General features: G+C 61.4%; 24 protein-coding genes. 7 read left to right on the forward strand and 17 right to left on the reverse strand.

The features are described from left to right. Nucleotides 1-23 precede the first annotated feature (23 nt). Both tpx and VGK27_03430 read right to left on the reverse strand, forming a co-directional pair. A complete protein-coding gene (gene tpx / locus VGK27_03425; GenBank protein HEY3489158.1) occupies nt 24-539 on the reverse strand; it encodes a thiol peroxidase in 516 nt (171 codons plus the stop codon). A 50-nt stretch (nt 540-589) separates the two neighbouring features. Continuing rightward, nucleotides 590-1129, reverse strand: coding sequence for a chalcone isomerase family protein (locus tag VGK27_03430; protein HEY3489159.1), 540 nt, complete (start codon nt 1127-1129; stop codon nt 590-592). A 99-nt stretch (nt 1130-1228) separates the two neighbouring features. Between VGK27_03430 and VGK27_03435 the strand changes: the two genes are divergently transcribed. Continuing rightward, nucleotides 1229-3004, forward strand: coding sequence for an ATP-binding protein (locus VGK27_03435; GenBank protein HEY3489160.1), 1776 nt, complete (start codon nt 1229-1231; stop codon nt 3002-3004). Nucleotides 3005-3009: 5 nt separating this feature from the next. Here the strand turns inward: VGK27_03435 and VGK27_03440 are convergent, their stop codons facing one another. Further along, nucleotides 3010-4062 (reverse strand): acyl-CoA thioesterase, encoded by a 1053-nt coding sequence (locus VGK27_03440; GenBank protein HEY3489161.1) that lies wholly within the window; start codon nt 4060-4062, stop codon nt 3010-3012. A 94-nt stretch (nt 4063-4156) separates the two neighbouring features. On the opposite strand from VGK27_03440, the gene VGK27_03445 reads away from it, so the two are divergent. Beyond that, nucleotides 4157-4696, forward strand: a complete 540-nt coding sequence (locus VGK27_03445; GenBank protein HEY3489162.1) for a Spy/CpxP family protein refolding chaperone — start codon at nt 4157-4159, stop codon at nt 4694-4696. Nucleotides 4697-4718: 22 nt separating this feature from the next. On the opposite strand, the gene VGK27_03450 is transcribed toward VGK27_03445, so the two are convergent. From VGK27_03450 to VGK27_03460, 3 genes are read right to left on the reverse strand one after another with little or no spacing between them, the layout of a single operon-like run. Next, a complete protein-coding gene (locus VGK27_03450) occupies nt 4719-5261 on the reverse strand; it encodes an adenylyl-sulfate kinase (protein HEY3489163.1) in 543 nt (180 codons plus the stop codon). Beyond that, entirely contained in the window at nt 5258-6346 is a 1089-nt protein-coding gene (locus VGK27_03455) for a phosphotransferase (protein ID HEY3489164.1), read from the reverse strand. Before VGK27_03455 ends, VGK27_03450 begins: the two co-directional genes overlap by 4 nt. A gap of 25 nt (nt 6347-6371) precedes the next feature. Then, on the reverse strand, nt 6372-7625 hold the full coding sequence (locus VGK27_03460; GenBank protein ID HEY3489165.1) for a transporter substrate-binding domain-containing protein: 1254 nt from the start codon (nt 7623-7625) through the stop codon (nt 6372-6374). A 377-nt stretch (nt 7626-8002) separates the two neighbouring features. On the opposite strand from VGK27_03460, the gene VGK27_03465 reads away from it, so the two are divergent. Then, nucleotides 8003-9058, forward strand: coding sequence for an acyl-CoA thioesterase (locus VGK27_03465; GenBank protein HEY3489166.1), 1056 nt, complete (start codon nt 8003-8005; stop codon nt 9056-9058). Here VGK27_03465 and VGK27_03470 read toward each other — a convergent pair. From VGK27_03470 to VGK27_03495, 6 genes are read right to left on the reverse strand one after another with little or no spacing between them, the layout of a single operon-like run. Further along, nucleotides 9048-10004, reverse strand: coding sequence for a radical SAM protein (locus VGK27_03470; GenBank protein HEY3489167.1), 957 nt, complete (start codon nt 10002-10004; stop codon nt 9048-9050). The two genes, VGK27_03465 and VGK27_03470, sit on opposite strands and share 11 nt — an antisense overlap. After that, nucleotides 10001-11008: a radical SAM protein gene (locus VGK27_03475; protein HEY3489168.1), complete on the reverse strand. Its 1008-nt coding sequence runs from the start codon at nt 11006-11008 to the stop codon at nt 10001-10003. The genes VGK27_03470 and VGK27_03475 overlap by 4 nt, the downstream gene beginning before the upstream one ends. After that, nucleotides 11005-12048, reverse strand: coding sequence for a radical SAM protein (locus VGK27_03480; protein HEY3489169.1), 1044 nt, complete (start codon nt 12046-12048; stop codon nt 11005-11007). The genes VGK27_03475 and VGK27_03480 overlap by 4 nt, the downstream gene beginning before the upstream one ends. Beyond that, nucleotides 12018-13337: a radical SAM protein gene (locus VGK27_03485; GenBank protein ID HEY3489170.1), complete on the reverse strand. Its 1320-nt coding sequence runs from the start codon at nt 13335-13337 to the stop codon at nt 12018-12020. The genes VGK27_03480 and VGK27_03485 overlap by 31 nt, the downstream gene beginning before the upstream one ends. Next, nucleotides 13334-14710: a radical SAM protein gene (locus tag VGK27_03490; protein HEY3489171.1), complete on the reverse strand. Its 1377-nt coding sequence runs from the start codon at nt 14708-14710 to the stop codon at nt 13334-13336. Before VGK27_03490 ends, VGK27_03485 begins: the two co-directional genes overlap by 4 nt. A 32-nt stretch (nt 14711-14742) precedes the next feature. Beyond that, entirely contained in the window at nt 14743-15075 is a 333-nt protein-coding gene (locus VGK27_03495) for a hypothetical protein (protein ID HEY3489172.1), read from the reverse strand. Between the two features lie 333 nt (nt 15076-15408). Here VGK27_03495 and VGK27_03500 point away from each other — a divergent pair, with 333 nt between their 5' ends. The 3 genes from VGK27_03500 to VGK27_03510 all read left to right on the forward strand — a co-directional run bounded on the left by VGK27_03500 (nt 15409) and on the right by VGK27_03510 (nt 18937). After that, nucleotides 15409-16416 carry an aldo/keto reductase gene (locus VGK27_03500; GenBank protein ID HEY3489173.1) on the forward strand — a complete coding sequence of 336 codons (1008 nt, stop codon included), beginning with the start codon at nt 15409-15411 and terminating at the stop codon, nt 16414-16416. Nucleotides 16417-16496: 80 nt separating this feature from the next. After that, nucleotides 16497-16961: a MarR family transcriptional regulator gene (locus VGK27_03505; protein ID HEY3489174.1), complete on the forward strand. Its 465-nt coding sequence runs from the start codon at nt 16497-16499 to the stop codon at nt 16959-16961. Next, on the forward strand, nt 16958-18937 hold the full coding sequence (locus VGK27_03510; protein HEY3489175.1) for an FUSC family protein: 1980 nt from the start codon (nt 16958-16960) through the stop codon (nt 18935-18937). Before VGK27_03505 ends, VGK27_03510 begins: the two co-directional genes overlap by 4 nt. On the opposite strand, the gene VGK27_03515 is transcribed toward VGK27_03510, so the two are convergent. Together VGK27_03515 and VGK27_03520 are read right to left on the reverse strand one after the other, a co-directional pair. After that, on the reverse strand, nt 18921-20039 hold the full coding sequence (locus VGK27_03515; GenBank protein HEY3489176.1) for a Fic family protein: 1119 nt from the start codon (nt 20037-20039) through the stop codon (nt 18921-18923). The genes VGK27_03510 and VGK27_03515 overlap by 17 nt on opposite strands. Before the next feature lie 74 nt (nt 20040-20113). Continuing rightward, on the reverse strand, nt 20114-20392 hold the full coding sequence (locus tag VGK27_03520; GenBank protein HEY3489177.1) for a hypothetical protein: 279 nt from the start codon (nt 20390-20392) through the stop codon (nt 20114-20116). A gap of 105 nt (nt 20393-20497) precedes the next feature. On the opposite strand from VGK27_03520, the gene VGK27_03525 reads away from it, so the two are divergent. Beyond that, a complete protein-coding gene (locus VGK27_03525; GenBank protein HEY3489178.1) occupies nt 20498-21496 on the forward strand; it encodes a WYL domain-containing transcriptional regulator in 999 nt (332 codons plus the stop codon). A 54-nt stretch (nt 21497-21550) separates the two neighbouring features. Here VGK27_03525 and VGK27_03530 read toward each other — a convergent pair whose 3' ends face one another. From VGK27_03530 to VGK27_03540, 3 genes are read right to left on the reverse strand one after another with little or no spacing between them, the layout of a single operon-like run. After that, on the reverse strand, nt 21551-22330 hold the full coding sequence (locus VGK27_03530; GenBank protein ID HEY3489179.1) for a hypothetical protein: 780 nt from the start codon (nt 22328-22330) through the stop codon (nt 21551-21553). Nucleotides 22331-22390: 60 nt separating this feature from the next. After that, on the reverse strand, nt 22391-23101 hold the full coding sequence (locus tag VGK27_03535; protein ID HEY3489180.1) for a polymorphic toxin type 17 domain-containing protein: 711 nt from the start codon (nt 23099-23101) through the stop codon (nt 22391-22393). Then, nucleotides 23098-24426, reverse strand: coding sequence for an AAA family ATPase (locus VGK27_03540; GenBank protein ID HEY3489181.1), 1329 nt, complete (start codon nt 24424-24426; stop codon nt 23098-23100). Before VGK27_03540 ends, VGK27_03535 begins: the two co-directional genes overlap by 4 nt. Nucleotides 24427-24538: the final 112 nt, after the last annotated feature.

Consider the following 24538-nt stretch of genomic DNA (forward strand, 5'->3'; position numbering starts at 1 on the left):
GGGCTTCGGACTCCTTCGCCGGCTCAAGCGATGACCGCCGCTGCGGCCAGCACGGCGTCGTAATCGGGTTCGGAGGTCACTTCGGGGACCTGCTGGATGTAACGGACAACGCCGGCGCCGTCGAGGACGAAGATCACCCGCGACAGCAGCATCAGCTCCTTGATCTGGATGCCCCAGGCCAACCCGAAGGCGTGATCGCGGTAATCGGAGAGCGTGCGCACCTTGTCGATGCCCGCCGCCCCGCACCAGCGCTTCTGGGCGAAGGGCAGGTCGGCGCTCACGGTCAGCACCTCGACGTTCCCGGGCAGCTTCGCCGCCAGGACGTTGAAGCGGCGCGTCTCGGTGTCGCACACCGGCGTGTCGAGCGACGGCACGCAGCTGACGATCGCGACCTTGCCCGCGAGGTCGGCCAGCGTGACCGGCGCCATCCCGTTGTCGATCAGCCGGAAGTCGGGCGCCTTGTCCCCGACCTTGAGGGCGGGACCGAGCAGCGTGAATGGATTTCCCTTGAACGTGATGACTCCGCTTCTTTCCTGCATGACGACCTCCGTTGATGAATGGATTCCTGCGGCTTCGGTTCCCGTGCGTCTTACGGCTTCCGTTCCCCGGCGGCCGGCTTGTCGCCGAACCAGCTCTTGAGGATGCCGCGGACGAGCAGGGACGACTTGAGCGACCCGAGCGGCTTCCCGTTGTGCGACGCGGCGACCGTCCCGTCGCCTCCCAGCAGCAATTCGACCTTGTCGCCCTTGTAGAAGTCGACCTTGAACAGCGAGAGGAACCGCTTCGCATCGGGCGACGTCGCGAAGTCGGGCGAGTCCTTGATGAACCCCTCCTCGAACGCCCCCATGATCCGTTCTTTCTCGACCTTGTCCTTGAGGATGTCAAGGCGCAGCAGTTTGTCGCCCGGCTCCTCGATCAACGCCTCGGGGGTCGGAGAAGATTTCGGCGCGTAGAGCGACCCGGCGAAGGCGTCGTAGACGGAATTGTCCCGGACGCCCGTTCCGTTGAGCTTCAGCGATTGTCCGTTGATCGTCACCGACGGGGGCGCCGGCCTCACGGCGTTGTCCTGCGCGAACAGCGGGGCGGCCAGCGCCAACAGCAACAAGGAAACGGACAGCGTCCTTTTCATGCGAGCCTCCGATCATCCTGGATCACAGCCCCAGTATATTCCGGCTCTGGTATCCTGTGATGCGTGATGTCGCGATAGCGGTTCCGGATCGGAGTGCCGATGTTACCCTTGTTCGTGGCTGACGCCTTATTCGACCGGGGGGACCGGGTCGCCGCGCTGCGGATCATCCTCGTTTACGCCCTGTTCTCCATGGCCTGGATCTACCTTTCCGACCACGCGCTGGAATACATCGCCTCCGATCGCGCGACCATCGTCCGGTTCGCGGTCATCAAGGGCTTCCTGTTCATCGGCGTCACCGCCGCCCTCCTATACCAGTTGATCTCCCGACACCTCCGGGCGAACCGGAAAATGATGGAGGAGCTCCGGGAGGCGCTCGAGCTGAACCGGCAGATGGTCGACTGCGCCGGAGAAGGCGTCATCGTCTACGGCCCCGATATGCGCTATCGGGTCTGGAATCCGTACATGGAGCAGCTTTCGGGCCGGCTTGCGGGCGAGATCCTCGGGAAGCTCCCGCTCGAGACCTTCCCATTCCTGGCGGAAACCCCTGTCCCCGCAGCGATCGGGCGCGCGCTGACGGGGGAGACGCCTCCCTCGTTCGACTATCGGCGCGAGGCCTCCGTCAACGGCCAGGAGATCTGGATCTCCACCGCGATCGCCCCGCTGCGCAACACCGGAGGGGCGGTCATCGGCGCCATCGCGGTCGTGCAGGACATCACCTACCGGAAGAATCTCGAGGAGCACCTTCTCCATGCCCAGAAGATGGAAGCCATCGGCCAGCTGGCCGGCGGCGTGGCGCACGATTTCAACAACATCCTCACCGTGATCTACGGCTACGCCTCTCTGGTCCGGATGAACATGCCGGCAGATGCGCGCTGGCGCCAGGAGATCGACCAGGTGATCGCGGCGTCCGAGCGGGCGGCCCACCTCACCCGCAGCCTGCTCGCCTTCAGCCGGAAGCAGGTGATGGCCCCCAGGCCGATCGATCTCAACGCGCTCGTGCGGCACATCCAGGGCATGCTGACCCGGATCATCGGCGAGGACATCACGCTGGCGACGTCGCTCTGCCAGGGCGCGGTCCGGGTCGTGGCGGATCCGGGGCAGGTCGAGCAGGTCCTGATGAACCTGGCGGCCAACGCCCGGGACGCGATGCCGCACGGCGGACGGCTGGGGATCGAGACCGGGACCGCGGAGGTCACTGCGGACCCATCGGGCACGAACGGAGAGCGCGCGCCCGGCCGCTACGCCGTCCTCTCGGTCTCCGATAGCGGCGAAGGGATGTCTTCTGAAACGCAGGCGCGAGCCTTCGAGCCGTTCTTCACGACCAAGGATGTGGGCGGGGGCACCGGCCTCGGACTGTCGATCGTCTACGGCATCGTCCACCAGCACGGGGGATTCGTCGGCCTGGACAGCAAGATCGGGGAGGGAACCACATTCCGGATCTGGCTTCCCCTCGGAGACACGGAGGTGGCGGAAGAGACGCCCGTCGAGCCCGAGACTCCCCGGAGAGGGGCCGAGACGCTGCTGGTCGTCGAGGACGATGCGACGGTTCGCCGGTTCATGCAGCAAACGCTGGAGCAGTTCGGGTACGCGGTGTTCCTCGCGAACGACGGGGACGCGGCGATCGCGCGCTTCGCGGCCGAAGCCGACAGGATCGATGCGGTCATCCTCGACATGGTCATGCCGGGGAAAAGCGGGATGGAGACGCTCGAGGCGCTTCGGAGGATCAAGGCCGATGTAAGAGCGATATTCGTCAGCGGGTACAGCCCCGAGTCGCTGGATGGGCGGGGACTGGCGCGACGCGGGGTAGAGATTGTACAGAAGCCGGTCCACCCGACGCTGCTCGCACGAAAGGTGCGTGAAGTGCTCGACGGTTAAGCGGTTTACGCCTGTTTCTGGGGTTTCGGCTTCCGGGCGCTCTGGTGCCTGCGATAGGCCTCGAGGTAGAGGGCATCCTCGGCGTAGTTGCCCGGGTAGATGCGCGGGACGGGTTGCGGGATCAGGTTACGATCGACGTGGACGAAGGTGAACAGGCATGAGTTCGACAGGGCGCGGACGGTCCGGTCGAGGCTGGTCCGCTCGATGTCGGCCTCGACGCAGACCGAGTGTTCGCCCGTATAGACGATGCGGGCCGTGTAGTGCAGCTTGTCGCCCATGCGCACCGGCTGGAAGAAGTTGATCCGGTTGACGGCGACGATGATTGCCCGGCCCGGCAGGATCCGCTCGGCGCAGATGTCGGCCAGCTCGTAGGCGCGGCGGACCAGGTAGCCGCCGAAGATCTTGCGGGGGACGTTTTCCTGCTCCGGGTACATCCGCTCCCATGAGCTGGTGGTCAGCTTGCCCGCCAGAAGCCCGGAAAAGCCGGGCCGTTCCAGCGCGTGGTGGAGGCCGGTCAACAGGTCGAACTCTTCCCGGGTCGGCGGTTCGAGCGATGCGGCCATCTGCTGCCGGTAGTTGTCCCGCCGCTCGACCGCCTTGTGCGCGCGCTGCTTTTCGATGTCCGAGGTGTAATCGAGCCCGGGCAGGGCGATGCTCTTCGCGTCGTCGCCGAACCCCTCCCGCGCGACCATCGTGAAGTAGCAGGAGGCGATGTGGGCGGGCGGCCCCCCCGGATGCTCGACCCGGATCCCCACCTCCATCGAGCTGCGCCCGACGTGGTTGATCCGGGCGCGGAACGACAGGTCGCGGGTGACGTCCGCGGCGTGGCGGATGTGGATGTTGTCGATCGCGGCGGTGACGACGCGCCCCTCGGGAAAGAAGCGACGCACGTAGCCCAGCGCCGTATCTTCAGCCAACTTGTCGAGCACCTCGAGCAGCAGGCCGAAGCGCAGGTTCCCAGGCAGCTCGGCATCGAGTACCTGGAAGCGGCGGCGAAGCGCGGGATCGCTCCCCAACGGAAGCGTCCGCTCGACCGATGTGTCGAAAGGCGTCGTCATCCATTTGTCCTAATCCGGCGCGATGGCTCCGCCGATGTAACCTGACCGGTTCCCCGTACGCCTCTTTGTTGCATATCGCGCAAGGAGGGATTCAATGAAACAGGTCAAGAAGGGGATCGTGAACCTGGCCATCGCGGCCATCGTGGCCGCCGGCGGGGTCCTGACGGCCGTTCCCGCCCACGCCGGCCACGGCAGCGGCCGATGCGACTGCGAAGCGTACGCCCGGTGGCAGGTCAACCGCTCCGGCAAGTGGCGACAGATGGCGAAGGCGCTCCACCTGACGAAGGAACAGCGCGAACAGGTCCGGGGGATCTTCGAGAAGCACCGCGAGGGGCTGGCGCCGCTGCGAAAAGAGCTGCGGGCGGGCAGGGATGCGCTTCGGGAGCTGATGCAGGCCGACAAGCCCGACGAGGCCGCCATCCGGGCGCAGGTCGGGAAGGTCTCCGCGACGCAGGCCGAGCTCGCCGTCCTTCGCGCGAAGATGTTCGCCGAGGTGCGCGCGGTGCTGACGCCGGAGCAGCAAAAGAAGTTCAAGGCGATCCGGGAAAAGCGGGACCGGAACTGCGGGCCGCGGGGGGACCGCCACGGCGGCAGGCACGGCAGGCCTTCGCACGACGACGACGACGGGGAATGACCGCCTGCGGGGGCTGGGGAGGTCACTTCTCCCCCATCCAGCCCCGCTCCGACAACGCATCCAGGATGCGGCGGGCCGCCGCCGCCGCATCCTCCCGGCTGCCGTCCACGACGACTTCCGCCGCCGGGGGAGCCTCGTAGGGGGCGTCGATCCCCGGGACGTTTCCGATCTCCCCGGCCTGCGCCCGCCGATAGATTCCCTTGGGGTCCCGGCCGACGCAGACCGAGAGCGGCGTCGACACGTACACCTCCAGAAAACGCCCGATCCTTTCCCGGGCCTGGTCCCGATAGGCTTGCCGGTTCGCGGTCGCGTCGAAGACGACGCAGGCGCCGCGCCCCAGCGCCTCCAGGCCGAGACGCAGCAGCTCGGCGTAGAACGCATCGCGACCGGCGTTCTTGTAGTCGGGCGCAGGGGAGAGGGTGGCGCGCACGGCATCCGATTCCAGGCGCTCCACGGGGATTCCCGCGTCGGCCAAAAGGGCGCAGAGTTCGCCGGCGACGGTCGATTTCCCCGACGCCGGGAGGCCCGTCAGCCAGACCGCGAAGGGAACTCGTCGTCGGCTCACACGCCGCAATATCGGTTGACCTGCCCCGGGTCGAACGCCGGTTCCGAGAGCAGCGCCTGCATGAAGTCGAACAGCCGCCTCCGGACCGATTCCGCCAGCGTTGGATACCAGACCGGCGAGGCCATCACGAGGCAGCGGAAGGCAAAGAAAGGGGCGGCGACCTCGAGGATCTCCGCGTCGCCGCTGCGGGCGATGTACCGCTCCCAGAAGCGCCGGAACAACGTGTCGAAACTCCCGGCGAGACGGCCGTGGCGCTGCAGGGAAGCGAAAAGATAGTTCCCGGTCAGCGAGGTCACATCGTCGGCCGGGTCGCCCCACTCGCCCCGGGAGCGATCGAGCACCGAGAAGTCGATCCCTTCGCGGAACAGGATGTTGTAAGGGTGGAAATCGCCGTGGACCTGGCGGAGCCGGTGCGTCTTCTCTTTCAGCCGCCAGCGCCACCGCACGCAGGCCAGCTCGATCTCCTCGAGCAGACCGGACGTGATGAAGCCGTGGCGGGCGGGGTAGCTGTCCGAAAGGCCGAAGATGCATTCGCCGTGGCCGACCAGCTCGCGCAGCCGCCGGACGTAGAGCCCGGGATCGGTCCCCCGGACGTCGTGTATCGAGACGAGGTAGTCGCACAGCGCGTCAGCCCGCGCGATGTCCCGGTTCTCGAGGAAACCCCCGCCCTGCAGCCGCGTCAGGTCGTTGATGTATTCCTCGCCGGAAACGTGCTCCACCAGGAGGAACAGCTCCTCTACCGCCGCCAGCGACACCGGCGGGCCAACGGCCCGGAAGGCGCCGACGTCCAGTGCGCGGACGTGGCGCGGGAGCCGGTTGTACGCCCCGTGGTCCCAGAGCGCCATCTGGGCCCGGTCGGCCATGTGCTCGTGCCCGAACGGCCCCGGGCTCGTCGTGTCGAGGACGGCGCGCCCGGCCTTCCCGTCCGCCTCGTAGTCCACCATCACGGGGATTCCGTACCCGTACCCCTTCACGGCGCCCTCGCGCGGGGTTTCCCCCAGCCGGGACAGGCCGGTGACGCGCACGCGGGTATTCAGCAGGTCGGAAAGATACGGTTCGAGGAGACGCGGGGTGAGATCGGGCACGGTGCATCCTCCCTTCGGAACTTCGTTACCAACCCCACGGGTACGGGTAATAACCGTAATCGCCGTACTGGTAATCCAGCGTCATCTTCGTCTTCGCCATCTCATCCTGATATTTCGCACGCTCCTTCTTTTCCTGTTCGAACTGCCGCCCTTCTTCCGCGATCCTTTGGGCATCCTCCTGCTTCGCCGCTTGCGTGACGCGCTTGATGATGTCCTGATGCGCGAGGATGCCTTTCTTCGCCGCTTCGTTGTCGTAGTTCATGGTTGCGGCAAACCCCCGCTGGACCAGCCCCTTCCCGATTTGCGGGGCGTCGATGTACACCTCGTCCTCGTAGGTGCTCTCGACGGTCCCTTTCCCGACGAAGCTTCCCTCCGGGTCGAAGATCGAGACCTCCGCGCCAGGCCTGAAGACCCCCTTCATCGAAAGGACGACGAGTCGCCCTTCGGTCGCGGCCAGGCGGGTGACCACGCCCGCCGCCTGCGGGGCGGGCGCCGCGTTCGACGGCGTGGTGCCGTTTTTTAGGTATCGATCGAAGATATTACGGTCTTCCCCGCTTCCGGCCAGCTCCGAGATGGTCGCGTTGACGAGGTCGAGAAATTCGGAATCGCTCTTGCGGACGGCCAGACGCAGCCCCTCGTCGGAGACCACGACCGATTTGGGAATTTCGTACTCGCCTTTCGGAAGGGCGGAAAGGGAACCGTTCAGGACCAGGATGGAGGCTGAGATCGCATCGACCTCGCCGCTCCTGAGCGCGTCGACCGCCTTGCGGATATCGCCATAGGATTTAAGGATTGCCCCGGGCGCCTTCGTTTTCAGGTTGCGCTCAGCGGCGGAGCCGGGCGCAACCGCGACCTTTTTCCCCGCCAGGTCCGTGATCGAGGAGACAGCACCCTTGCGGGCCAGCACCCGCTGGGATGAGTGGAAATAGACTCGGCTGAAGTCCACGAGCATCAGGCGGTCGGGCGTCCGCGTCATGGGGGTGGCGATGAGGTCGATGTGGCCCGACAGCAGTTCCGGGATCCGCTCTTCCGACGTCACCGGCTTGAGCTTCAGGCTGACGCCCAGCCGGCTTGCGATCGCCTTCGCGAATTCGACGTCAATCCCGACAAGTTCCCCGGAGCTCCGTTCGGTGAATCCGAACGGCGGGGCGTCCATCCGCACCCCGACAGCCAGAAAGCCTTTCTTCCTGGCGCTTTCGACGGTGCCGGCGGCTTGAACGACATGGGAGTTGATGGCAACGAGGAACAGCACGGAAAGCAACGCGACCAATCGGTTCATAGGCACGCTCCTTTGGTACTGACGGATGTGCTTCATCATACTGCAAACCGCCGGCCGAATCCGGGAAGGCCTCCGTGCCATCCAAACATACGTGGGATTTGAAACGGGCATGAGGGAAGAAGGGGGGCTTGAACATGTGCCAGACCTGCGGATGCGGAAAGAAGTAACGTTGCTATCCACATATCATCTCGACCGAAAGGGGCGGCCGGCCATCGACCGCTCCTTTTGATTTTATCCAGCGGTTATCGCGCCTTTCCGGTCCCGTCAATTAATGTAGGAATCAGGACCTGCCCTCCTTGCGGCAAATCGGATGCGGGAGCAACATGTGCATCGGGACGTTGGGGAAAATGGCCATTTGAAGAAGGGAGAATATCGACATGACGACCGCAAAGGATACGACGTCGGGACGGATGCTCTCGCTCGGCAGCGACGTCGCGATGCGCCGGCGTTTCCAGGTGCTCGATGAGGCGTTGCCGGGCAACCTGCGGTTCGGCCTGCTGCTCGAAGTGCTCGACAAACTTGCCGAGGACACCTCGCTCGCCTACGTGCGCCGCTTCTATCCCGAGGCGCGCGTCGTCACCGCGGCGATCGACAACATCCAGGTCCGGCATGCCGCCGACGTCATGCGTGACCTGTGGTGCCTCGCGCGGATCAACCACGTCGGCCGCAGCTCGATGGAGGTAGGTATCCGGGTCGAGCATCCGGGCGATCCGCCGACGCATATCGCCTCCTGCTTCTTCACGATGGTGGCGCGGTCTGGGTACGGCGACGACGCGAAGAGCGTCGCGCTGCCGTCGCTCGAATACGTGAGCGACCGCGAGAAGGGGCGGGCGCAAAAGGCGATCGACCGCCGCGACGCCTACCGGGCGCAGCTCGCCGCGTCGCTGGAGCCGCCCAACCGAGAGGAATTCGACCTGCTGACAGGGCTGCACAAGGAGATCGAGAAGCCGTCGTTTTCCGGATTGCTTGCGAGCAGGCTGACCTGCAGCTCATGGGAGCGGATGTACCCGGAGCAGGAAAACGTCCCCCGCAAGATCTTCGGCGGCTACCTGGTCCGCCGCGCCTACGAGCTGGCCGACATCTGCGCCGAGCGGATCCTGCCGGGTCGCGCGATCATCGTCGCCGTCAACCGGATCAACTTCTTCCAGCCGGTCCGGATGGGCGACAAGCTGCACTACAATGCCCGCGTCGTCTACACCGGCGACCATTCGGTCTGCGTTGAAGTCGAGATCGAGCGGACGAGCATCGACCGCACCGTCCGGTCGCTGTCCAATTCGTGCATTTTCACGTTCGTCCACGTCGACCGCGACCTTGTGCCGCAGCCGGTGCCGCCGATCTATCCCGGGAACTACGCCGAGGATGCGAGGTATTTGGAGGCGCATCGTCGCCACGCCCGCGCTCGGGACGTCAAGGCGGCCCCGGTCACGAAATAGGAGTAATCAGACTTCCCATCCATCGGTCGAATGCGCCGAGCGCATCCGGGTCGAGGTAGAGGAAATTGCATTGCTCGCAGGGAGAGGAGAACGCACGATCCGGGAGGGTCGGAAACCGACCCCGGATCGCTTCCCATATTTCTTGCGGACCCAACACACCGAGAAGGTTGAATGAAAGGTTGCCGCAGAGCCTGCACAAAAGTTCCGGGAACGGAATTTCTCCCGCAACCCCCGCGAGACGGGCTCCCTCTCCGAACCCGCAACAGGGGAAAACCGCCCCGCCCGGAAAGACGGTGGGAAATCGGATGACCTTGTCGCACCGGCCGCCGAGCGCTTTCCGCGGCAGGCGCGGCCCGCCTCCGGGCGTTTGACCCGGTGCCCGTTTCGCCCGCCCTACCGGAACCAACGGGACGGAGACGCATCGGACGTTCTTTCGGGAAGGGTCCAGTTTCAGCAGGCGGCCCGGGTCCGCGGGCGAGGGAGGATATCCCGGCGAGACGGTCGTTTTCACCGTCACGTTGAGCCCCAGTTCGGCGGCGGCCTTCACTGCGTTTCCGATGTTTTCGACCGGTATCTGCTCCAGGTGGAAATCGTCGAGGCTCGTGACGAAGTTGACCAGGCCCTGACGTGCCAGCGGCTCCAGCCGTTTTCTTGCCCCCGCTTCGGTGGCCGCCCACGAACCGTTCGTCACGACTTCCGATGAGATTCCCATTCTCCCGGCGAGCACGACGAGATCACGGAGCAGATCGTACTCGAGGAACGGTTCCCCGCCGGTGAAGCTGACGATCCGGAGCGACGGGATCGAAGCGGCTCCCCCGATGTATTCCATCGCTTCGTCCCGGGTCATCGTCTCGCTCGTCGCATCGTTGCACTCGAAACCGCAGTGGCGGCATGAGACATTGCACCGTCGCGTCAGCACCATGCTGAAACCCGCAATCTCGATCACGCCCGTTCCCCCGGCTTTCCGATCGACCACTTCCGCAGGAGGGCGAGAAGCGTTTCTCTAAGGGCGGGGTTGTGGTAAAGCTCGACGCAGACGTCGCAATTGCTGAGATAGCGGCCATGTGTCGATAACCATGGAGACGACGCCATCGCAAGCTGGAGCACCCGGTAAGGGCCGCACTCGGCAAAGAGGCGGAAGAGCAGGTTGTCTTCCATGACCGAGAGGACCCGACGGAGACCGCCTTCGCGCGCATCTCCGCAATACCCGATCCGATCCGCCGGATTACCCGCGGAATTTCCGAAACAACAGCAGGCGAAAACGGAACCATCGGGCGTCACGGTCGGTATCTTCGTGACGAATCCGCACGCCCCGTCGAAATGGTCCGCCTGGTCCGTTTCGATATATTCGGCGGGCGCGATTTCCCTGGCGGCCCTTCCGATCTTCAAGGGGCCGAATTCCTTGAGCATCACGGCGCCTCGCGCGATGTCGGCCGGGGACAGCCCTAACAGGCGCGGGACATCGTTCTTCCGGATCGAACCGGTGCGGGTCACCACCGTATTGACGCAAACGGATATCCCGAGGCCAAGCGCTGCGTGGACGACCCGCTTGACCTGCTCCGGGGAGACAAATTCAAGATGATGGTCGTCGAGGCTCACGACGATGTTCCGTAGCCCGGCGGCGTGAAGTTCACGGATCCTTCGTCCCGCCGAAATCGCGTTGCCGGCCCAGTAGCAGTTCGTCACGACCCCGCCCGCGATGCCATGCCGTTGCCGTCCGTACTCGATCAGCTTCCTCAGCTGCTCGTACAGGAGGAACGGTTCTCCGCCCGTATATCCGATCTGGCTCGGGCCCAGGCATTCGGCCGCCTCGTCGATCCAGCGCCGGGCTTCGTCGAACGACATGGTCTCCCGCCGCGCCGGGCCGCAGTCGCTGATGCAGTGCCTGCATTCATAGTTGCACCGGTAGGTGAGCAGCAGGTTGAACACGGTTTGCTGGACGCTCGTCATCCGGTCCCTCCCGCGACGGTCGCGCTGGATCCGTTTTCGGCCAGGTCGCGAAGCAGACGTCCGACCGCAGCCCGAAGCGCCGCATTTCCGGAGATCTCCTCGCAGATGTCGCAGTTGCTGACGTACGCTTCCCGGAAACGGACATCCGGCTCCCGCTCCCGCACCATCTTGAGCAGCAGGTATGGCCCATCGGTCGCGATGAGGTTCAGAAGCAGGTCCCCTTCGAGCCGCTTCGCCAGCTCGTGGAAAGGGTGCGTCTTGAGGTTCCCCGCATAGGACAGCGAGGAGGGGCCGTTTTCGGTCGCCCCGCCGAATCCGCAGCAGCCGAAGAGGGATCCGTCGGGGGCCGCTACGGCGTTCCGGATGACGAAATGGCAGGGATTCGAAGAAAGCTCTTTTTCCCCGTAGCGGTAAAGATCATCGGCGCGGAAGCGGGCTCGTGCGCGCCCCACGAGCAGCGGGCTCGACTCGCGGATCCAAAGCCGGCGGAGGTCGTTCCTTATCTCGGCATCAAGATCGAGGCGGTTTGCGACATCGGTTTCCCGGAACGCGCCATTCCGGGTCTTCAGCAGGTTGATCCCCACCCGGATGCCGGCGTCGATCGCGGCATGCGCCACCCGCCGGACGTTTTCGAACGGCACGTGCTGTTGATGGTACTCGTCCACGCTGGTGATGATTTCCACGAGCCCGGCCGCTTTCATCTCGGCGATCCGCGTCGCCGCGAGACGGTCGTCCGATGCCCAGAGGCAGTTGGTGACGATGCCGCCCGACATGCCACGGAAGAACGCACGGGTCATGAGCTTGAGGATCTCGTCGTAATGAAGGAAAGGTTCTCCGCCCGAGTAGGCCACCATATCCATTCCCGGGATCGCGCACGCCTCCTCGACATAGCCTTCGGCCTCCCGGAAATCCATTTTCTCGGTACGCCGCGGACCACAGGAGAACCCGCAATGTCTGCAGGCGATATCGCATCGCAACGTATACAGGAGCGTGAACGTGGTCAGGGGATTCATGCCGGCTCGCTTTCCCGGCAGGCGCATATATCGGGCGACGGAACGCGACGCCCGGAGCGCAAGCTGTATCCCAGCGCCCGGCGGAAGGCTTCCACGATCCGCCCATTCGACAGAAGCTCGGTTGACAGGAAGGACCGGGTGTTGATGTCGAGGTCTTCGACGTCGTGCGGGATGACCCGCAGGCCGTAAGCGGAAGGCCGATTCCCGATCGGCGTCCCGGGAAAGGGCGTCAGCATGTGGATGCCGCTCTCAACCCCTTCGAGACGCCGGATCAATGCGAAGGTTTGCTCCAGATCCGATTCCGTTTCGTTCGGCAGTCCGACGATGAACGAGAAAAAGGGACGGATGCCGGCGCGGAGACACAGACGATAGACCTCGAAAACGTCGCGGGCGGAATAACGACGTCCGAGCCCGGCTAGCACGCTGTCGCTGCCGGATTCGACGCCGAAGAACATGTGGCGGCAACCCGCGCGATGCAGGCGACCGATCAGCTTTTCGGACATCGTCTCGATCCTTCCGGTGCATCCCCATAGCGCGCCGACCTCCGCCCGCTCCAGCGCATCGCAGATTTGCTCCGCCCGCCCCGGAACCAGGGTGAAGCAATCGTCCGCGAAGGAAAAATAGGAGAGCTTCTCTTCTCGGCGCAACAGGGAGCGGATCTCCGCGAGGATGTTCTCGACGCTCCGCACCCGGAAGCTCCGCCGCCAGAAGGCCGAGGAGGAGCAATAGGGACATCCGTAGGCGCATCCCCTGGCGCCGAGGATCGAGCGGGGATAAAGCTCGGCGAGCGGCAACCGATCCCGGGCCGGAAAGGGAAGCGCGTCCAGATCGGCCACGAGCGGCGCGTTCCCGGTGCTGAAGGGTTTCCCGTCCTTGCGGCAGGTGATCCCCGGGATGCCCTCGATCGCTTCGCCGGCCGCCAGCGCATCGACCAGCCGGGGGAACGTGACGTCTCCCTCGCCGCGCACGACCACGTCCACCTCGGGGCGTTCGAGCAGTCGATCCGCAAGGAACGTGGCGGTATTGCCTCCCAGGACCGTGATCGTTTCGGGACGGATCGCCTTGATCCCGGCGCAGATTTGCAACGCGGTCCGCCAGGCGCCCGTGAACACCATGCCGATTCCGACGAGGCCCGCCTCTGCGGCGACCAGCCGATCGACGGTTTCCCGGACGTCAAACCGCCGGGCGAAGCTGTCCAGAATTTCCACCGGGTGCCGATCGCCTATGGAAGCTGCGAGGTATTCCAGGCCAAGCGGTTCGTCGATCCCGTGGACGTATCTTCGCGCGACGGGAGGGTTGACGAGGAGGACTTTCATGGGACGTCCCCTTCGTCCGCCGCCGGACCCAGCCAGGCCAGGCCGGTCTCGAGGCTTTTCCGGACCGCGTCGCAATAATGGCGGCGGAACTCCGGTTGCCGGGTCAACAGCTGGCAACCGCCCCCGCACAGCGGCAGGATGGAACAATCCCGGCAGGAAGGAAGGTCCAGCGGACTCAGGTCGTACCAGCGGGAAAAGGCGGCCGGGTCCACGGTCAGGTCGGGCCAGTAACGGCCGACGATCCCGTCCGGATCGTGGGCCTCCTCGGCACAGAGGTGGAGATGCCCGTCGGGGACGAAGACGACCTGGTTCAGGTTGGCTTCGCAGACGTGGGTCTTTGGATAAGGAAAGACGCCCTGGTTTTCCAGGTTGCGGACCGCCGTATAGCCGTCCCACCCGAGGAAATCGAAGATTTCCATCTGCGGGTGGCATTCTTTCATTAGAAGAAGCGTGCCCAGCAGTTTCGCCCGGTTCCGAATCAGACCGAAATCCGCCATGGAGGCATCCCGCAGAGGGGCCACGTAGGCGTAGAATTTCCGGCTGGTGTACCACTGACGATCGATGACGGCATTCGCCAGTTCGGGGAGAAAGGCGGCGTTGTCGGAGTCGACGTTGACCCGCATCTTGACCATGACGGTCTCGCCTTCCACGAGCCGGTCAATGGAATCCATCAGTTCCGCGAAACGGCTTCCGATCCGGCGGCGGTCGTGGATCTCGTCGGGACCGTCGACCGTCACCTGGACTTCCGCGACGCCGTGACGTTCGATCAGTTCCCGATATTCCGGAAGGGTCTTGCCGTTCGTCGTGATCTGGACGGGCCAGCCCAGCGTTGCGCAACGTTCGAGGATGTGGGCGACGACCTCCCGGTTTTCCGCCAGCAGCGGCTCTCCCCCGAACAGATGCATCAGGGGCGGTTGGTTGCCGTCGACGGTCAGGCACCGCATGAGCGTCGGGACGGATGCGATCATGGCGTCCGCCTGCTCCCGGGTCATCGTCCTTCCGGCGGCCTGCGTCGACCGGTGCTGCTGCCAGCAGTACGCGCAACGGAGGTTGCAGTCGAACGAGAGGATCGCGATGCAGTGCAGCGGCATCTTTCGCCGCGTGTCTTGAAGCGATGCCGGGTAGAACTTCTCGACGAACGTCGCTTCGTCGACATCGTCTTTCAGGAGGTACCGGCGGGCGACCAGGAAAGCGTCGGATTCGTCCGCAGGCCCGGCCCCGCCAGCCGAAAGTCGGGCCGCCGTTTCCGCGGGGACGAGATCTGCCGCGCCGGACAGCGTGTTCAGCAGGAACTTGCGGCCGCCGGACAGACCGACGACGAGATTGAATCGGCTCGGCTTGATGATGCACCTCCCGGTTCGGGTTCCTTCCACCCGAGTCGAACGGATCCGGTGGTGCGAGAGGACTACCTGACCTTGATGGCGCCCGGAACGCTGATTTGCGGATTGACCTGCCCGGGAGCGACAGTGTGCTTCAGGTCGTGGGCTTTCAGACCCGCTTCCGGAGACGGAATGCTCACGGAAGATGCGACCGTGGAAACGGGACCGACGACGGAAGAACCCACGGAGGCATCGACGCAGCAATAGTCGCTGGCGATCGAAACAGGTCCGATTCCACCGACTCCTCCGAGTTTCTCCCCTTTGGCCCCGATGACCTTGCGTACGATGTCGTTGATCTGATCCTTGCTGAGAACGATATTCAGATTCCCCGTCATGTTCTGGATCTTGGGTCCCGGCATGGTATTCCTCCTGTTTCGTTGCGGCGGGTTGAACATGCGTGCAGCGACGATAAAACGGGTCGGGAATCGCACGCGACCCGGGTGGAAGGCCGTGGAATACCGCTCCGGATGCGCCACAATGCTGCAATACAATGCGGGATAGTGGGGATTATAGGCTTTGATATTCCATAAAATCAAAAAATATATTTCCGTTACGCTTCCATGGCCTCCCGCTTCCCTTCGGCCGACGCCATGTCGATACCGAATCAGGCAACAAATGCGCAGGATCGGTCTACCGGTCCCGGTTTGCCTGGCCGTACGATGAAACTATCGAAAGCCAGCAAGGAGGAAACGATGCAAAAACGAATCTTGGGAAATAGCGGACTGGAAGTCTCGGCACTCGGGCTGGGCTGCATGGGGATGAGCTTTTCCTACGGCCCGCCCAAAGACAAGCAGGAGATGATCGCACTCCTGCGGACCGCCGTGGAACGCGGCGTCACGTTCTTCGATACGGCGGAAGTCTATGGTCCGTACACCAACGAGGAACTCGTCGGGGAGGCGCTCTCACCGCTACGCGACCAAGTGGTGATCGCCACCAAGTTCGGCTTCGACCTGAATCCCGGAAAAGACCCTCGGGGGATGGGGGGCGCACCCGCCCTGAACAGCCGCCCCGAGCACATCAAGGAGGTCGCCGAGGCCTCGCTCAAGCGGCTCCGGATCGAGGTCATCGACCTGTTCTATCAACACCGCGTCGACCCGGACGTTCCGATCGAGGACGTCGCCGGAGCGGTGAAGGATCTCATTCGGGAAGGCAAGGTCAGGCACTTCGGGCTCTCGGAAGCCGGCGTCCAAACGATTCGCCGCGCGCACGCCGTGCAACCCGTTGCGGCGCTCCAGAGCGAATACTCGCTGTGGTGGAGGAAACCCGAGGAGGAGGTGCTGCCGACGCTCGAGGAGCTGGGGATCGGCCTCGTGCCCTACAGCCCGCTGGGCAAAGGATACCTCACGGGAAAAATGGACGAGAGCACCACGTTCGACAGCACCGACTTCCGCAGCACGCTGCCCCGCTTTACGGCGGAAGCCCTGAAAGCGAATCATGCCCTGGTCGATCTGCTCGGCGCCATCGCGGCGCGGAAGCACGCGACCCCGGCCCAGGTCGCTCTTGCGTGGCTGCTGGCGCAGAAGTCTTGGATCGTGCCGATCCCGGGCACGACGAAGCTGCATCGCCTGGACGAGAACAACGGAGCCGCTTCCCTCGAACTGACCTCCGACGATCTCCGCGAGATCGACGGCGCGGCTTCGAAAATCACGTTGCAGGGAGCCCGCTACCCGGAAAAGCTGGAGAAACTGACGGGGCGTTAAGCGGCACGTTTTCCACGAGGAGGGAGCGCGTCCATAGACGGCAGCTAGCAGGATAATAGATAGTATGCTATCTATTATAGATGAAGATATCCGACACGAAAATCGATCGCAGTAACCTGCTCTACCATCTTGGGCTCCTGACACGACGCTGGCGCCAGGCTCTGGACCGCGAGTTTCGGGCTGCCGGACTGACGGATGCCACCTGGCGCCCCCTCCTGCATCTCAAGCACCTTGGTGACGGCGTTCGTCAGAAAGATCTGGCGACATCCGTCGGCATCGAAGGGCCTTCCATGGTCCGACTGATCGATACGCTTGTAACCAAGGGGCTGGTCCTGCGATCGGAAGATCGTACGGACCGTCGTGCGAAACGGCTCTGCCTGACGCCGGAGGGACAGTCGATCGTCGCCCGGATCAAGGAAATCGAGGCGCCTCTTGAAAACGAGTTGCTCAACTCCGTAAGCGATGTCGCCATCGCCCGGTTCGGGAGGTTCATCCTTTCTCTGGAATCGACCGTGAACGAAGTGCGGAATCGGGGGAAACGATGATGCGGCGCAACTTGCACCTGCTTTATCATCGCGAGTGGCCACGCGTCGTCCTTGCCACCCGGGGAACCGTTGCCGCTGTTGCTGCCCTGGCCGTCGCGGTCTTGCTGAAACTGGAGTGCCCTTATTGGGCGGCAATGACGGCGCTCATCGTCATCCAGCCGACTCGCGGGCTGCTCCTCGAAAAGAGCTATTACCGCCTGGTCGGCACCGCCGCCGGTTCGGTGGCCGGGTTGATGATGCTCCTCTCCTCCCGGTCACCGGCGATGCTGACGATCCTGCTCGCCCTCTGGCTGGCGGCGTGCGTCGGGGCCGGCAACCTGCAGTACGGTCTTAGCTCCTACGGCGCCATGGTGGCCGGCTGCACCAGCGCCGTCATTGCCATGGCCGGCTACAACAATCCACCCCACCTGCACGACCTGGTTTTCGGGAGAATCGCCGGCATCGTCATCGGGATCATCGTCTCGACGACGGTGACCCTGTTCTTTACCCACCGCCGCTCGAAACGCGAACTGCTGGACCGCCTGCGCGCGGTGACCCTGGCCAATATCGAATGGGTGGCGTTGCTGGTGCGTGGAGGCGAGGAAAAGGAACTGATCGCGCTGCGGCAGGATATCCTTGTGGAGATCGCGGATATCGAGGGCGCCGTGGATGCGGCCTGGGCCGGCTCTCTGGACCTCAAGCGCAGGAAGCGACATATCCGGGAGCTGATCGTCTCGCTGCTGGCGCTGCTGGAAACCGGCAAACTGGCCGGCGATCATCTGGTCCGGCAGGATCCCGGCCACACCCCCTGGCGGGAGTCCCTTGCCCGGCACCTGGAGGACGTTGCACTGCATCTGGCGGAACATGGATCAACCAGCCCCGCTGTTGCCGAGATCAGATCGGTCCTGTCCGAGACAAGCGTACACGCCCCCCTGTTGGGTGAGACGCTGGGCGAGCTGATCAATGCGCTGCAACTCCTCATCGATGAATGGGACACGACAACACCGGAAACCGAAAGACCGGCCAGTGCCACGTTCATACGACACCGCGACTGGCAGGAGGCAGGGCGGTCGGCAGTCCGGGCTGCGGCGGCCATATCCGCAGTCGGTGTCGTCTGGCACTTGACCGGCTGGGGGGCCGGCCCACCCATGATGATGGCAACGTCCATCATGGTCAGCATATTCTCGACGCACGATCGCCCGACGGTCATGCTTTCCCATATTTTCTGTGGTGCCGCGTTCGGCGTTGCATCGGCATTCCTCTGCCGGCTGCTCCTGCTGCCGGGAACCAGCGACGCGCTCACGCAGGCGGCCATCAGCGTTCCCTTTCTCATGGCCGGCATGTTGGCGCTCTCCCATCGCAAGACAGCTCTGGGGGCGATGGACTACATGCTTTTTTTCCTGTTTGTCATGCAGCCGGGGCTGCCTGCCGTTCCTGCGCCTGCCGGCTTTGTGTTGGGGGGATTCGCCTGCCTCGGAGGGATCGCTGTCGCCATCCTTGCCTTCCGCTTCCTGTTGCCGATCGATCCTGCCAGGCGTCTGCGCTCGATCCTGATCGCCATCGTCCACGATCTGAACACCATGGCTTCGGCAGATTCGCTTCGGTTGGTGGAGAAGTGCCGGGCCCGGACCCACCACAGGGTCCTGCGCATGCTCGCCAATGCCGGAAAACTGGATCACGATCTCGGGGCCATCGTGGAGGGGGGACTTGCAACGCTGGCCATCGGCAGGTCCCTGCAGCGCTTGAGAGAAACCGAGATGGCCGATGGAATTTCCCTTGTGGCCTCCGGCGCTATCCGGGAGACAACCTCAAGACTCTCGGCGGTCGTTTCGCGACCGGGAGAAATCTTGTCGGTACTGGAAGACGTGTCAAAAAATCTCTGCAAGGTGATGGAAGCCCCTCACGAGGATTACTGGAGTTCCCCCGCTTTCAACTGGGTTTCCCCTGCTTCGGGGCGAAAAATCAGCGCATTGAATGCGTCTACTTCAGATACTTGATCGAATAGCTCGTGCTCCGGCCGCCGGCCGGGTCTTTACCGAGGATGCCACGCTCGAGCAATACCTGGATGTCGCGCCATGCCGTGTCCTGGGAGCATTTCGCGAGCTTACTCCACTTGGTTGATGTCAACTTTCCCTCGAACCCATCCAGAAACCGGGTCAAGACCATACGCTGCCGATCGTTGAGCGAGGCGGGGGTCCAGGATTCCCACAGTCGAGCCCGGGAGATCACCGCTTCGGTTGTCTCCTCGGCCGCTTGAAGCGCCCGGTCGAGGCAACCGAGGAACCACTCGAGCCAGGGCGTGACATCCAGGCCGGAACTCGCCGATTGGGTTCTCTCAAGCCTGTCGTAGTAGTCGTCCCGCTCCAGCCGGATCTGCGCCGACATGCTGTAGAATCGCCTCGAACTCTCCTCCGACCGCGCGAGCAACAAATCGGCCAACGCCCGGGCGATACGACCGTTTCCGTCTTCGAAGGGATGGATCGTGACGAACCACAGGTGGGCCAAGGCGGCGCGCAGGACGAGATGGGTGGATTCCCCCCGGTCGTCGAACCAGGCCAGGAATGCGGCCATCTCCTTTTCGATCCGCTTGGCGGCGGGAGCCTCGTAGTGGACGTTCTCCCGACCGACCGGCCCGGAGACCACCTGCATCGGGCCTTCCGAGTCGTCGCGCCAGGCGCCGACCCTTAATTTCTTCATGCCGCTGTAACCGGCCGGGAAAAGCGACGCGTGCCACCCGAACAGGCGTTCGCGCGTCAGCGGCGCCGCGTAATCGCTGGTGGCGTCCAGCATCATCGACACGACCCCGTCGATCTCCCGATCGGAAGATCCCACCGCTGCGTCTGCGATCCCGAGTCGCCTCGAGACGGAGGAACGCACCCTGCTCCAGTCGAGTACCTCGCCCTCGATCTCGCTCGACTTGACGATGTTCAGGGTGTTCGCTTCCAGCTCCGCATTCTCGCTCTCACGAAGACCCAGCGACTCCATCCGACCGAGTAGCCGGCCCTGTCGGTAGGAAACGCTTGCGAGCTGCGTCGACAGCGAACCGAGATCCCAACGGAATACGGGCCAATCGGGTAGTTCATGGATGTACAGGACCATTCTCCGCACCTCACACGGAGATTATAGGTCTTATTCTCCGCAAAAAGCCAGCAGTATCTTCGCAGTATGTGCGGTCATTTGCGCGAAGACCGCAGGGAGAGCACCATCACCTCAGGTTTGGCCGTTGCCACTGGATAGTCCCCCGCGTCGAACGCCCTGCCGGCGGCCTTCCCGAAGGATTGCTTGCCGTCGTAGCGCCAGTCCTCGCCAATGTCGATCGGCTCGTACTTCTCGAAAAACGAGCGGCCAACCTCGCCGCCTTCCAGTTGAATACCGTCCTTGTAGACGTCGAACAACGCCTTCTTCTGCTCGAAGACGTCGTTGAGCGCGCCGGTGTGGGAACACGCCTGCATCTTCCGCGACAGTTCCTCATACCGGGCGTGTGTCTCATATATGGCGACACCCTATGGGCGGCATAGTAGACTCGGGGGCGAGACTCATTTATCGGAGGATTGGCGATGCGGCTGGACGTCCTGGTCAGGTTCCTGAAGATGCACCGGCTGCTCTCGCGGGTGACGGGCGCTACGATCGCCGACTTGATGGAGGAAGCCCAGGTTTCCCGCGCCACGGTCTATCGGTTGCTGGCCGCCGTCGAAAATTCCGGCGACGCCCTGGAGAAGGAGGAGCTGCCGACCCGTCACGTCCGATACCGGCTGCTCGACCCATTTTGCAAGGGGAACAACAGCGACCACGCCTTCCGGATTGCCCGGGACGAACTGATCGCGGTGCAGTTTGTCCGCCGGTATGCACGGATGTTCAAGGGCACCGAGCTGGAAGAGGACGTCGAGAACGTGTTCGCAAAGATAGAAGGTTCCGTTGACCCGAAGCACTACCGGATGCTGAAGCGGCTCGACCAGCTTTTCATCCCGGCGTTCAAGGGGGTCAAGGACTACACATCGTCAAAGACCGCGGGCGCCATCGACAAGCTGGCGAACGCGATCCTGCTCGAGCGCACCTGCGTCACGAAATACGAGTCCTTCTCCAAGAAAGAGACGAAGGCGCTGACGATCGACCCGCTCCACTTCTTCGACCACAACGGCCTCTACCTGTTCGCTCGCGTGAAGGGGCATACCGACATCCGCATCTTCGCGGTCGAGCGGTTCCAGTCCGTCGAGATGACGGAAGAGCGATACGAATATCCGGAAGGGTTTGACCCGGTCAAGCGGCTTGAAAGCACCTTCACGATCTTCGACTACCAGGCGCCGACGACGTTCCGCATCCGCTTTTCGGAGAACTCGGCCAAGTACGTCAAGGAACGACGCTGGGCGAAGGGGCAGAAGATCGAGAAGCAGGATGACGGTTCGATCATCCTGACGATGACGACGATGGGACACGAGGATGTGCTGCGCTGGCTGCTGAGCTACGGTCCTGACGCGGAGTTGATCGAACCGGTGGATTTGCGCGAAGAGCTTAGGACATCGCTGCGGCGTACGTTGGAGAAATACGGGAACGAATGAGGCGCAGATAATCCCATTCCGTAATCGAATCCCTTACCTGTCCGGAATCACGATTCAACGGACCCCCAAAATCCACCCCTCGACTCCGGCGACCAATTTCTCGGCCGGGTACAATCCCGGGTTCAAATATTCCCCGAGGCGCCCTTCGCGATCCGTTCGCCGCAGCCAGGCCGCAACCGCATACGCATCCTGCTGATCCTGCGTGCGGTCTTCCCGCGGGAACGTACGACTCCAAAGCGATGGGTAGACTTCGAGGAGCGCCGACTTGCCCGATGGAATATCCCACCCATCGAAGGGCCAGAAGTGGACACGGTCCCCCATGCGTTGCCGGATATACCGCAACCACGTAATCCCGGAGTGCGTGGATTTCGCGACCGTGCCCTGGACGTCGAAGTGGAAGACGGACTTCGCTCTTCCCGCCCGTTCCTCCGTCATCCTTCGCCATCGGGAATTACCGGATCGGGCCGCGGCGTCACCGAGCAAACCGTCGCGCACGAAATTGACATATACGTTGTCATCATCGGTCGGCCAGTGCTTCTGGAAGTCGTCCAAAATTGCCGGCCACTCCGGCGGCAGCCAGTGGACCTCGAAATATCGCAGGGGGAAAGAGAAGGCGTGATCGATGCCGACGATCGTGGCGCAGTCTTCCGATATGCGCTCCGCCAACCATTCTGCGATGCCGCGCCGCGTCCAATATTTCCGGGGACTGGGCGGAGGGGGGACCTCGACCGGCGTATTCTCCGCACAAGCCATGTAGACCCGCAACCCTTTCAGGCTCGATGTGGGCGTTTCCGCCCCGGAGTAGTCGATCCCGATGTAGCGATCAAAAATCACTGGACCCCGCTTGGTGCAGGGGAATAGCCATCCCTACACAGTTTAGTATAAAAATACTTATTATCCTATTTCGATTCCGCCATCTGAAATATTCTTATGTGTGCCATTATCTAGTTGAAGATCCCAGTGGTCTCTCCTTTCGGTATCTCTAACCCACTCCCTACCCAATTTATCTATAAAACCACCATTCGGTCCACGCGATACAACACCCATCTTTTCCCACCCCCTCGGAGGGATAAATGGATTATCTCCCCCACTGGGCAAATTATTATCGTACTTAGCCTTCCATGGATACCGTATTATTTCAATATCTTTTAAACTCCATATAACTCTAAATTCATTATTACAACATATACACGCCTTATCTTTGGAGGTAATCCCTATCCCTTCAACGCCATTAAACACCTGAGCCGCATTGCTTAGCATAAAACCCCACCTCTTGCATTCCGCCCCTGGATATGACAACAACCCTTTACATAAATTTTCTCCTTCAGAAGAAATCTGTATCAAGGCCTTAGTTAGTATTGGGAGTATTGCGGATTGCCATTCCAATATATAGCCCTTCCATTGCATGTCACTCATGTGATTCCATGGAAATCCATTAAGAAATCGGTCAACAGTCATTGATAATACTTTTATTTCAATATCGTTCTCCTTACAAACCTTGCTAAACGTAAGGACCCTCGCAATATACTTTTCTGCAAATTCAGCCGGCGTGCCACATATATTGTTTTCCAAATTATTTGGACACATCAACGCCACACAACTCATTTATTTAACCTTGCCAAGATTATTTGTTCAGCTATTTTTTGTGATTCATCCAAAAAACCATCTGGCCAGTCGGGAGGCATCCCGTCTTCGTTAAATTCAAATTGTCGTATATTTACATCCCCAGTTGAATCTGGCTCAATAAATACAACGTTTACCAGTTTAGACAACTCATTATTCTCTACTATTCTCAACCTTAATTTATTTATAAGATCAGCGCTATGTGTCTCAACAATACTTCGCCTACCATCTTTCGCAAATATAAACAACACATCCGCTATTTTGCCTGCGCTAGAAGGATGCAGATGTATTTCCGGTTGTTCATATATTGTAAGAATATCTCCACGCACCGAAAGTCCTCGAATAATCATTGGGAGTATCTGCGAGTACCCAAATCCGACATCTGATATCGGAACCATTTTTTTGGAACTGCCAGGCAGTCGTGCCGTCAATTGATACAATATTCGATTAGTACGCTTCACTGAAATTTCTTGGTCTAATCCTATCGCCTTAAGACATTCATTAACTGCAACAAGCAATGGCTTACTCTCTCCAGCAAACGCAACTTTTTTATCCTTGTTATGCCACAAGTACATAGCCGAATTAGAACCATCGATGGCAATATCTTCATCTTGACTTGAAAATTGCAGGTAAGCCCTTTGGGGAACCGCTCGCAAAGGGCTTAAATACCGTATCTGGTTAATAAAATGAAACAACTCCTTTGCATAAACCATGATAGCCTTAGAAGTTTCCACACCAACAAACCGATTCTTCCCCTTATCCGTTTCCACCAATATTGCTTCTGGCAAAAAACGGAACAATGTCAACTCGGCTGGCAATTTATATGTAGAACTTTTATCCTCATTAATTAAATCAAGAAAAACTTTACTTCCAATCTTCAATTTATCGTTTTCGAGTTTTATCTGCTTATGGCCTATATCCTTATTACCCCAATACATTTCGGAAACGTACGGCCCTTTCTTTGATTTTTTTACTCGACCAGATTGACGGAAAACTATTCCGAAATACCCAGAGGGCATTTTATCGGGTTGTACAAAAAATCTATATTCAATTTTTGCAGAATTTGGTTGTGGTAGACCATGAGCAATATCCGACAAATGAGCATAATGCAAATATTCACCCTCCAAAGACATCTCCACTGCATTTATCCTAGGAGCGTCCAAAGTTTGCTTGAGCAACAATAGGCTTTGGATTAATGAAGATTTCCCACTTGAATTCTTTCCACAAATTATTGTGATTGGCTTAATGTTTATTTCCGCGGTTTTTTTAATTGCCTTGAAATTGCTTACAGAAAATCCCGTTATCATTTTACCCCTCCGTATTTATTAAACAACGTACCGGATTGATCCACTTCGTGGGATAATTGGTGTCAATCGGCTTCAAATAATGACATACTCACGGCGTACAAATCTAATCCTC

The organism is Candidatus Deferrimicrobiaceae bacterium, from assembly GCA_036504035.1.
Lineage (GTDB): Bacteria > Desulfobacterota > Deferrimicrobia > Deferrimicrobiales > Deferrimicrobiaceae > JANXPS01.

What these genes read in the sequence shown, in the direction of transcription:
- VGK27_03445 (HEY3489162.1), top strand. Translation starts at nt 4,157, where the DNA reads ATGAAACAGGTCAAGAAGGGGATCGTGAACCTGGCCATCGCGGCCATC.
- VGK27_03520 (HEY3489177.1), bottom strand. Translation starts at nt 20,392, where the DNA reads ATGCAGGCGTGTTCCCACACCGGCGCGCTCAACGACGTCTTCGAGCAG.
- VGK27_03485 (HEY3489170.1), bottom strand. Translation starts at nt 13,337, where the DNA reads ATGAAAGTCCTCCTCGTCAACCCTCCCGTCGCGCGAAGATACGTCCAC.
- VGK27_03465 (HEY3489166.1), top strand. Translation starts at nt 8,003, where the DNA reads ATGACGACCGCAAAGGATACGACGTCGGGACGGATGCTCTCGCTCGGC.
- VGK27_03540 (HEY3489181.1), bottom strand. Translation starts at nt 24,426, where the DNA reads ATGATAACGGGATTTTCTGTAAGCAATTTCAAGGCAATTAAAAAAACC.
- VGK27_03535 (HEY3489180.1), bottom strand. Translation starts at nt 23,101, where the DNA reads ATGAGTTGTGTGGCGTTGATGTGTCCAAATAATTTGGAAAACAATATA.
- VGK27_03505 (HEY3489174.1), top strand. Translation starts at nt 16,497, where the DNA reads ATGAAGATATCCGACACGAAAATCGATCGCAGTAACCTGCTCTACCAT.
- VGK27_03475 (HEY3489168.1), bottom strand. Translation starts at nt 11,008, where the DNA reads ATGACGAGCGTCCAGCAAACCGTGTTCAACCTGCTGCTCACCTACCGG.
- VGK27_03495 (HEY3489172.1), bottom strand. Translation starts at nt 15,075, where the DNA reads ATGCCGGGACCCAAGATCCAGAACATGACGGGGAATCTGAATATCGTT.
- VGK27_03440 (HEY3489161.1), bottom strand. Translation starts at nt 4,062, where the DNA reads ATGACGACGCCTTTCGACACATCGGTCGAGCGGACGCTTCCGTTGGGG.
- VGK27_03460 (HEY3489165.1), bottom strand. Translation starts at nt 7,625, where the DNA reads ATGAACCGATTGGTCGCGTTGCTTTCCGTGCTGTTCCTCGTTGCCATC.
- VGK27_03500 (HEY3489173.1), top strand. Translation starts at nt 15,409, where the DNA reads ATGCAAAAACGAATCTTGGGAAATAGCGGACTGGAAGTCTCGGCACTC.
- VGK27_03515 (HEY3489176.1), bottom strand. Translation starts at nt 20,039, where the DNA reads ATGGTCCTGTACATCCATGAACTACCCGATTGGCCCGTATTCCGTTGG.
- VGK27_03430 (HEY3489159.1), bottom strand. Translation starts at nt 1,129, where the DNA reads ATGAAAAGGACGCTGTCCGTTTCCTTGTTGCTGTTGGCGCTGGCCGCC.
- tpx (HEY3489158.1), bottom strand. Translation starts at nt 539, where the DNA reads ATGCAGGAAAGAAGCGGAGTCATCACGTTCAAGGGAAATCCATTCACG.
- VGK27_03480 (HEY3489169.1), bottom strand. Translation starts at nt 12,048, where the DNA reads ATGCGCCTGCCGGGAAAGCGAGCCGGCATGAATCCCCTGACCACGTTC.
- VGK27_03435 (HEY3489160.1), top strand. Translation starts at nt 1,229, where the DNA reads ATGTTACCCTTGTTCGTGGCTGACGCCTTATTCGACCGGGGGGACCGG.
- VGK27_03510 (HEY3489175.1), top strand. Translation starts at nt 16,958, where the DNA reads ATGATGCGGCGCAACTTGCACCTGCTTTATCATCGCGAGTGGCCACGC.
- VGK27_03525 (HEY3489178.1), top strand. Translation starts at nt 20,498, where the DNA reads ATGCGGCTGGACGTCCTGGTCAGGTTCCTGAAGATGCACCGGCTGCTC.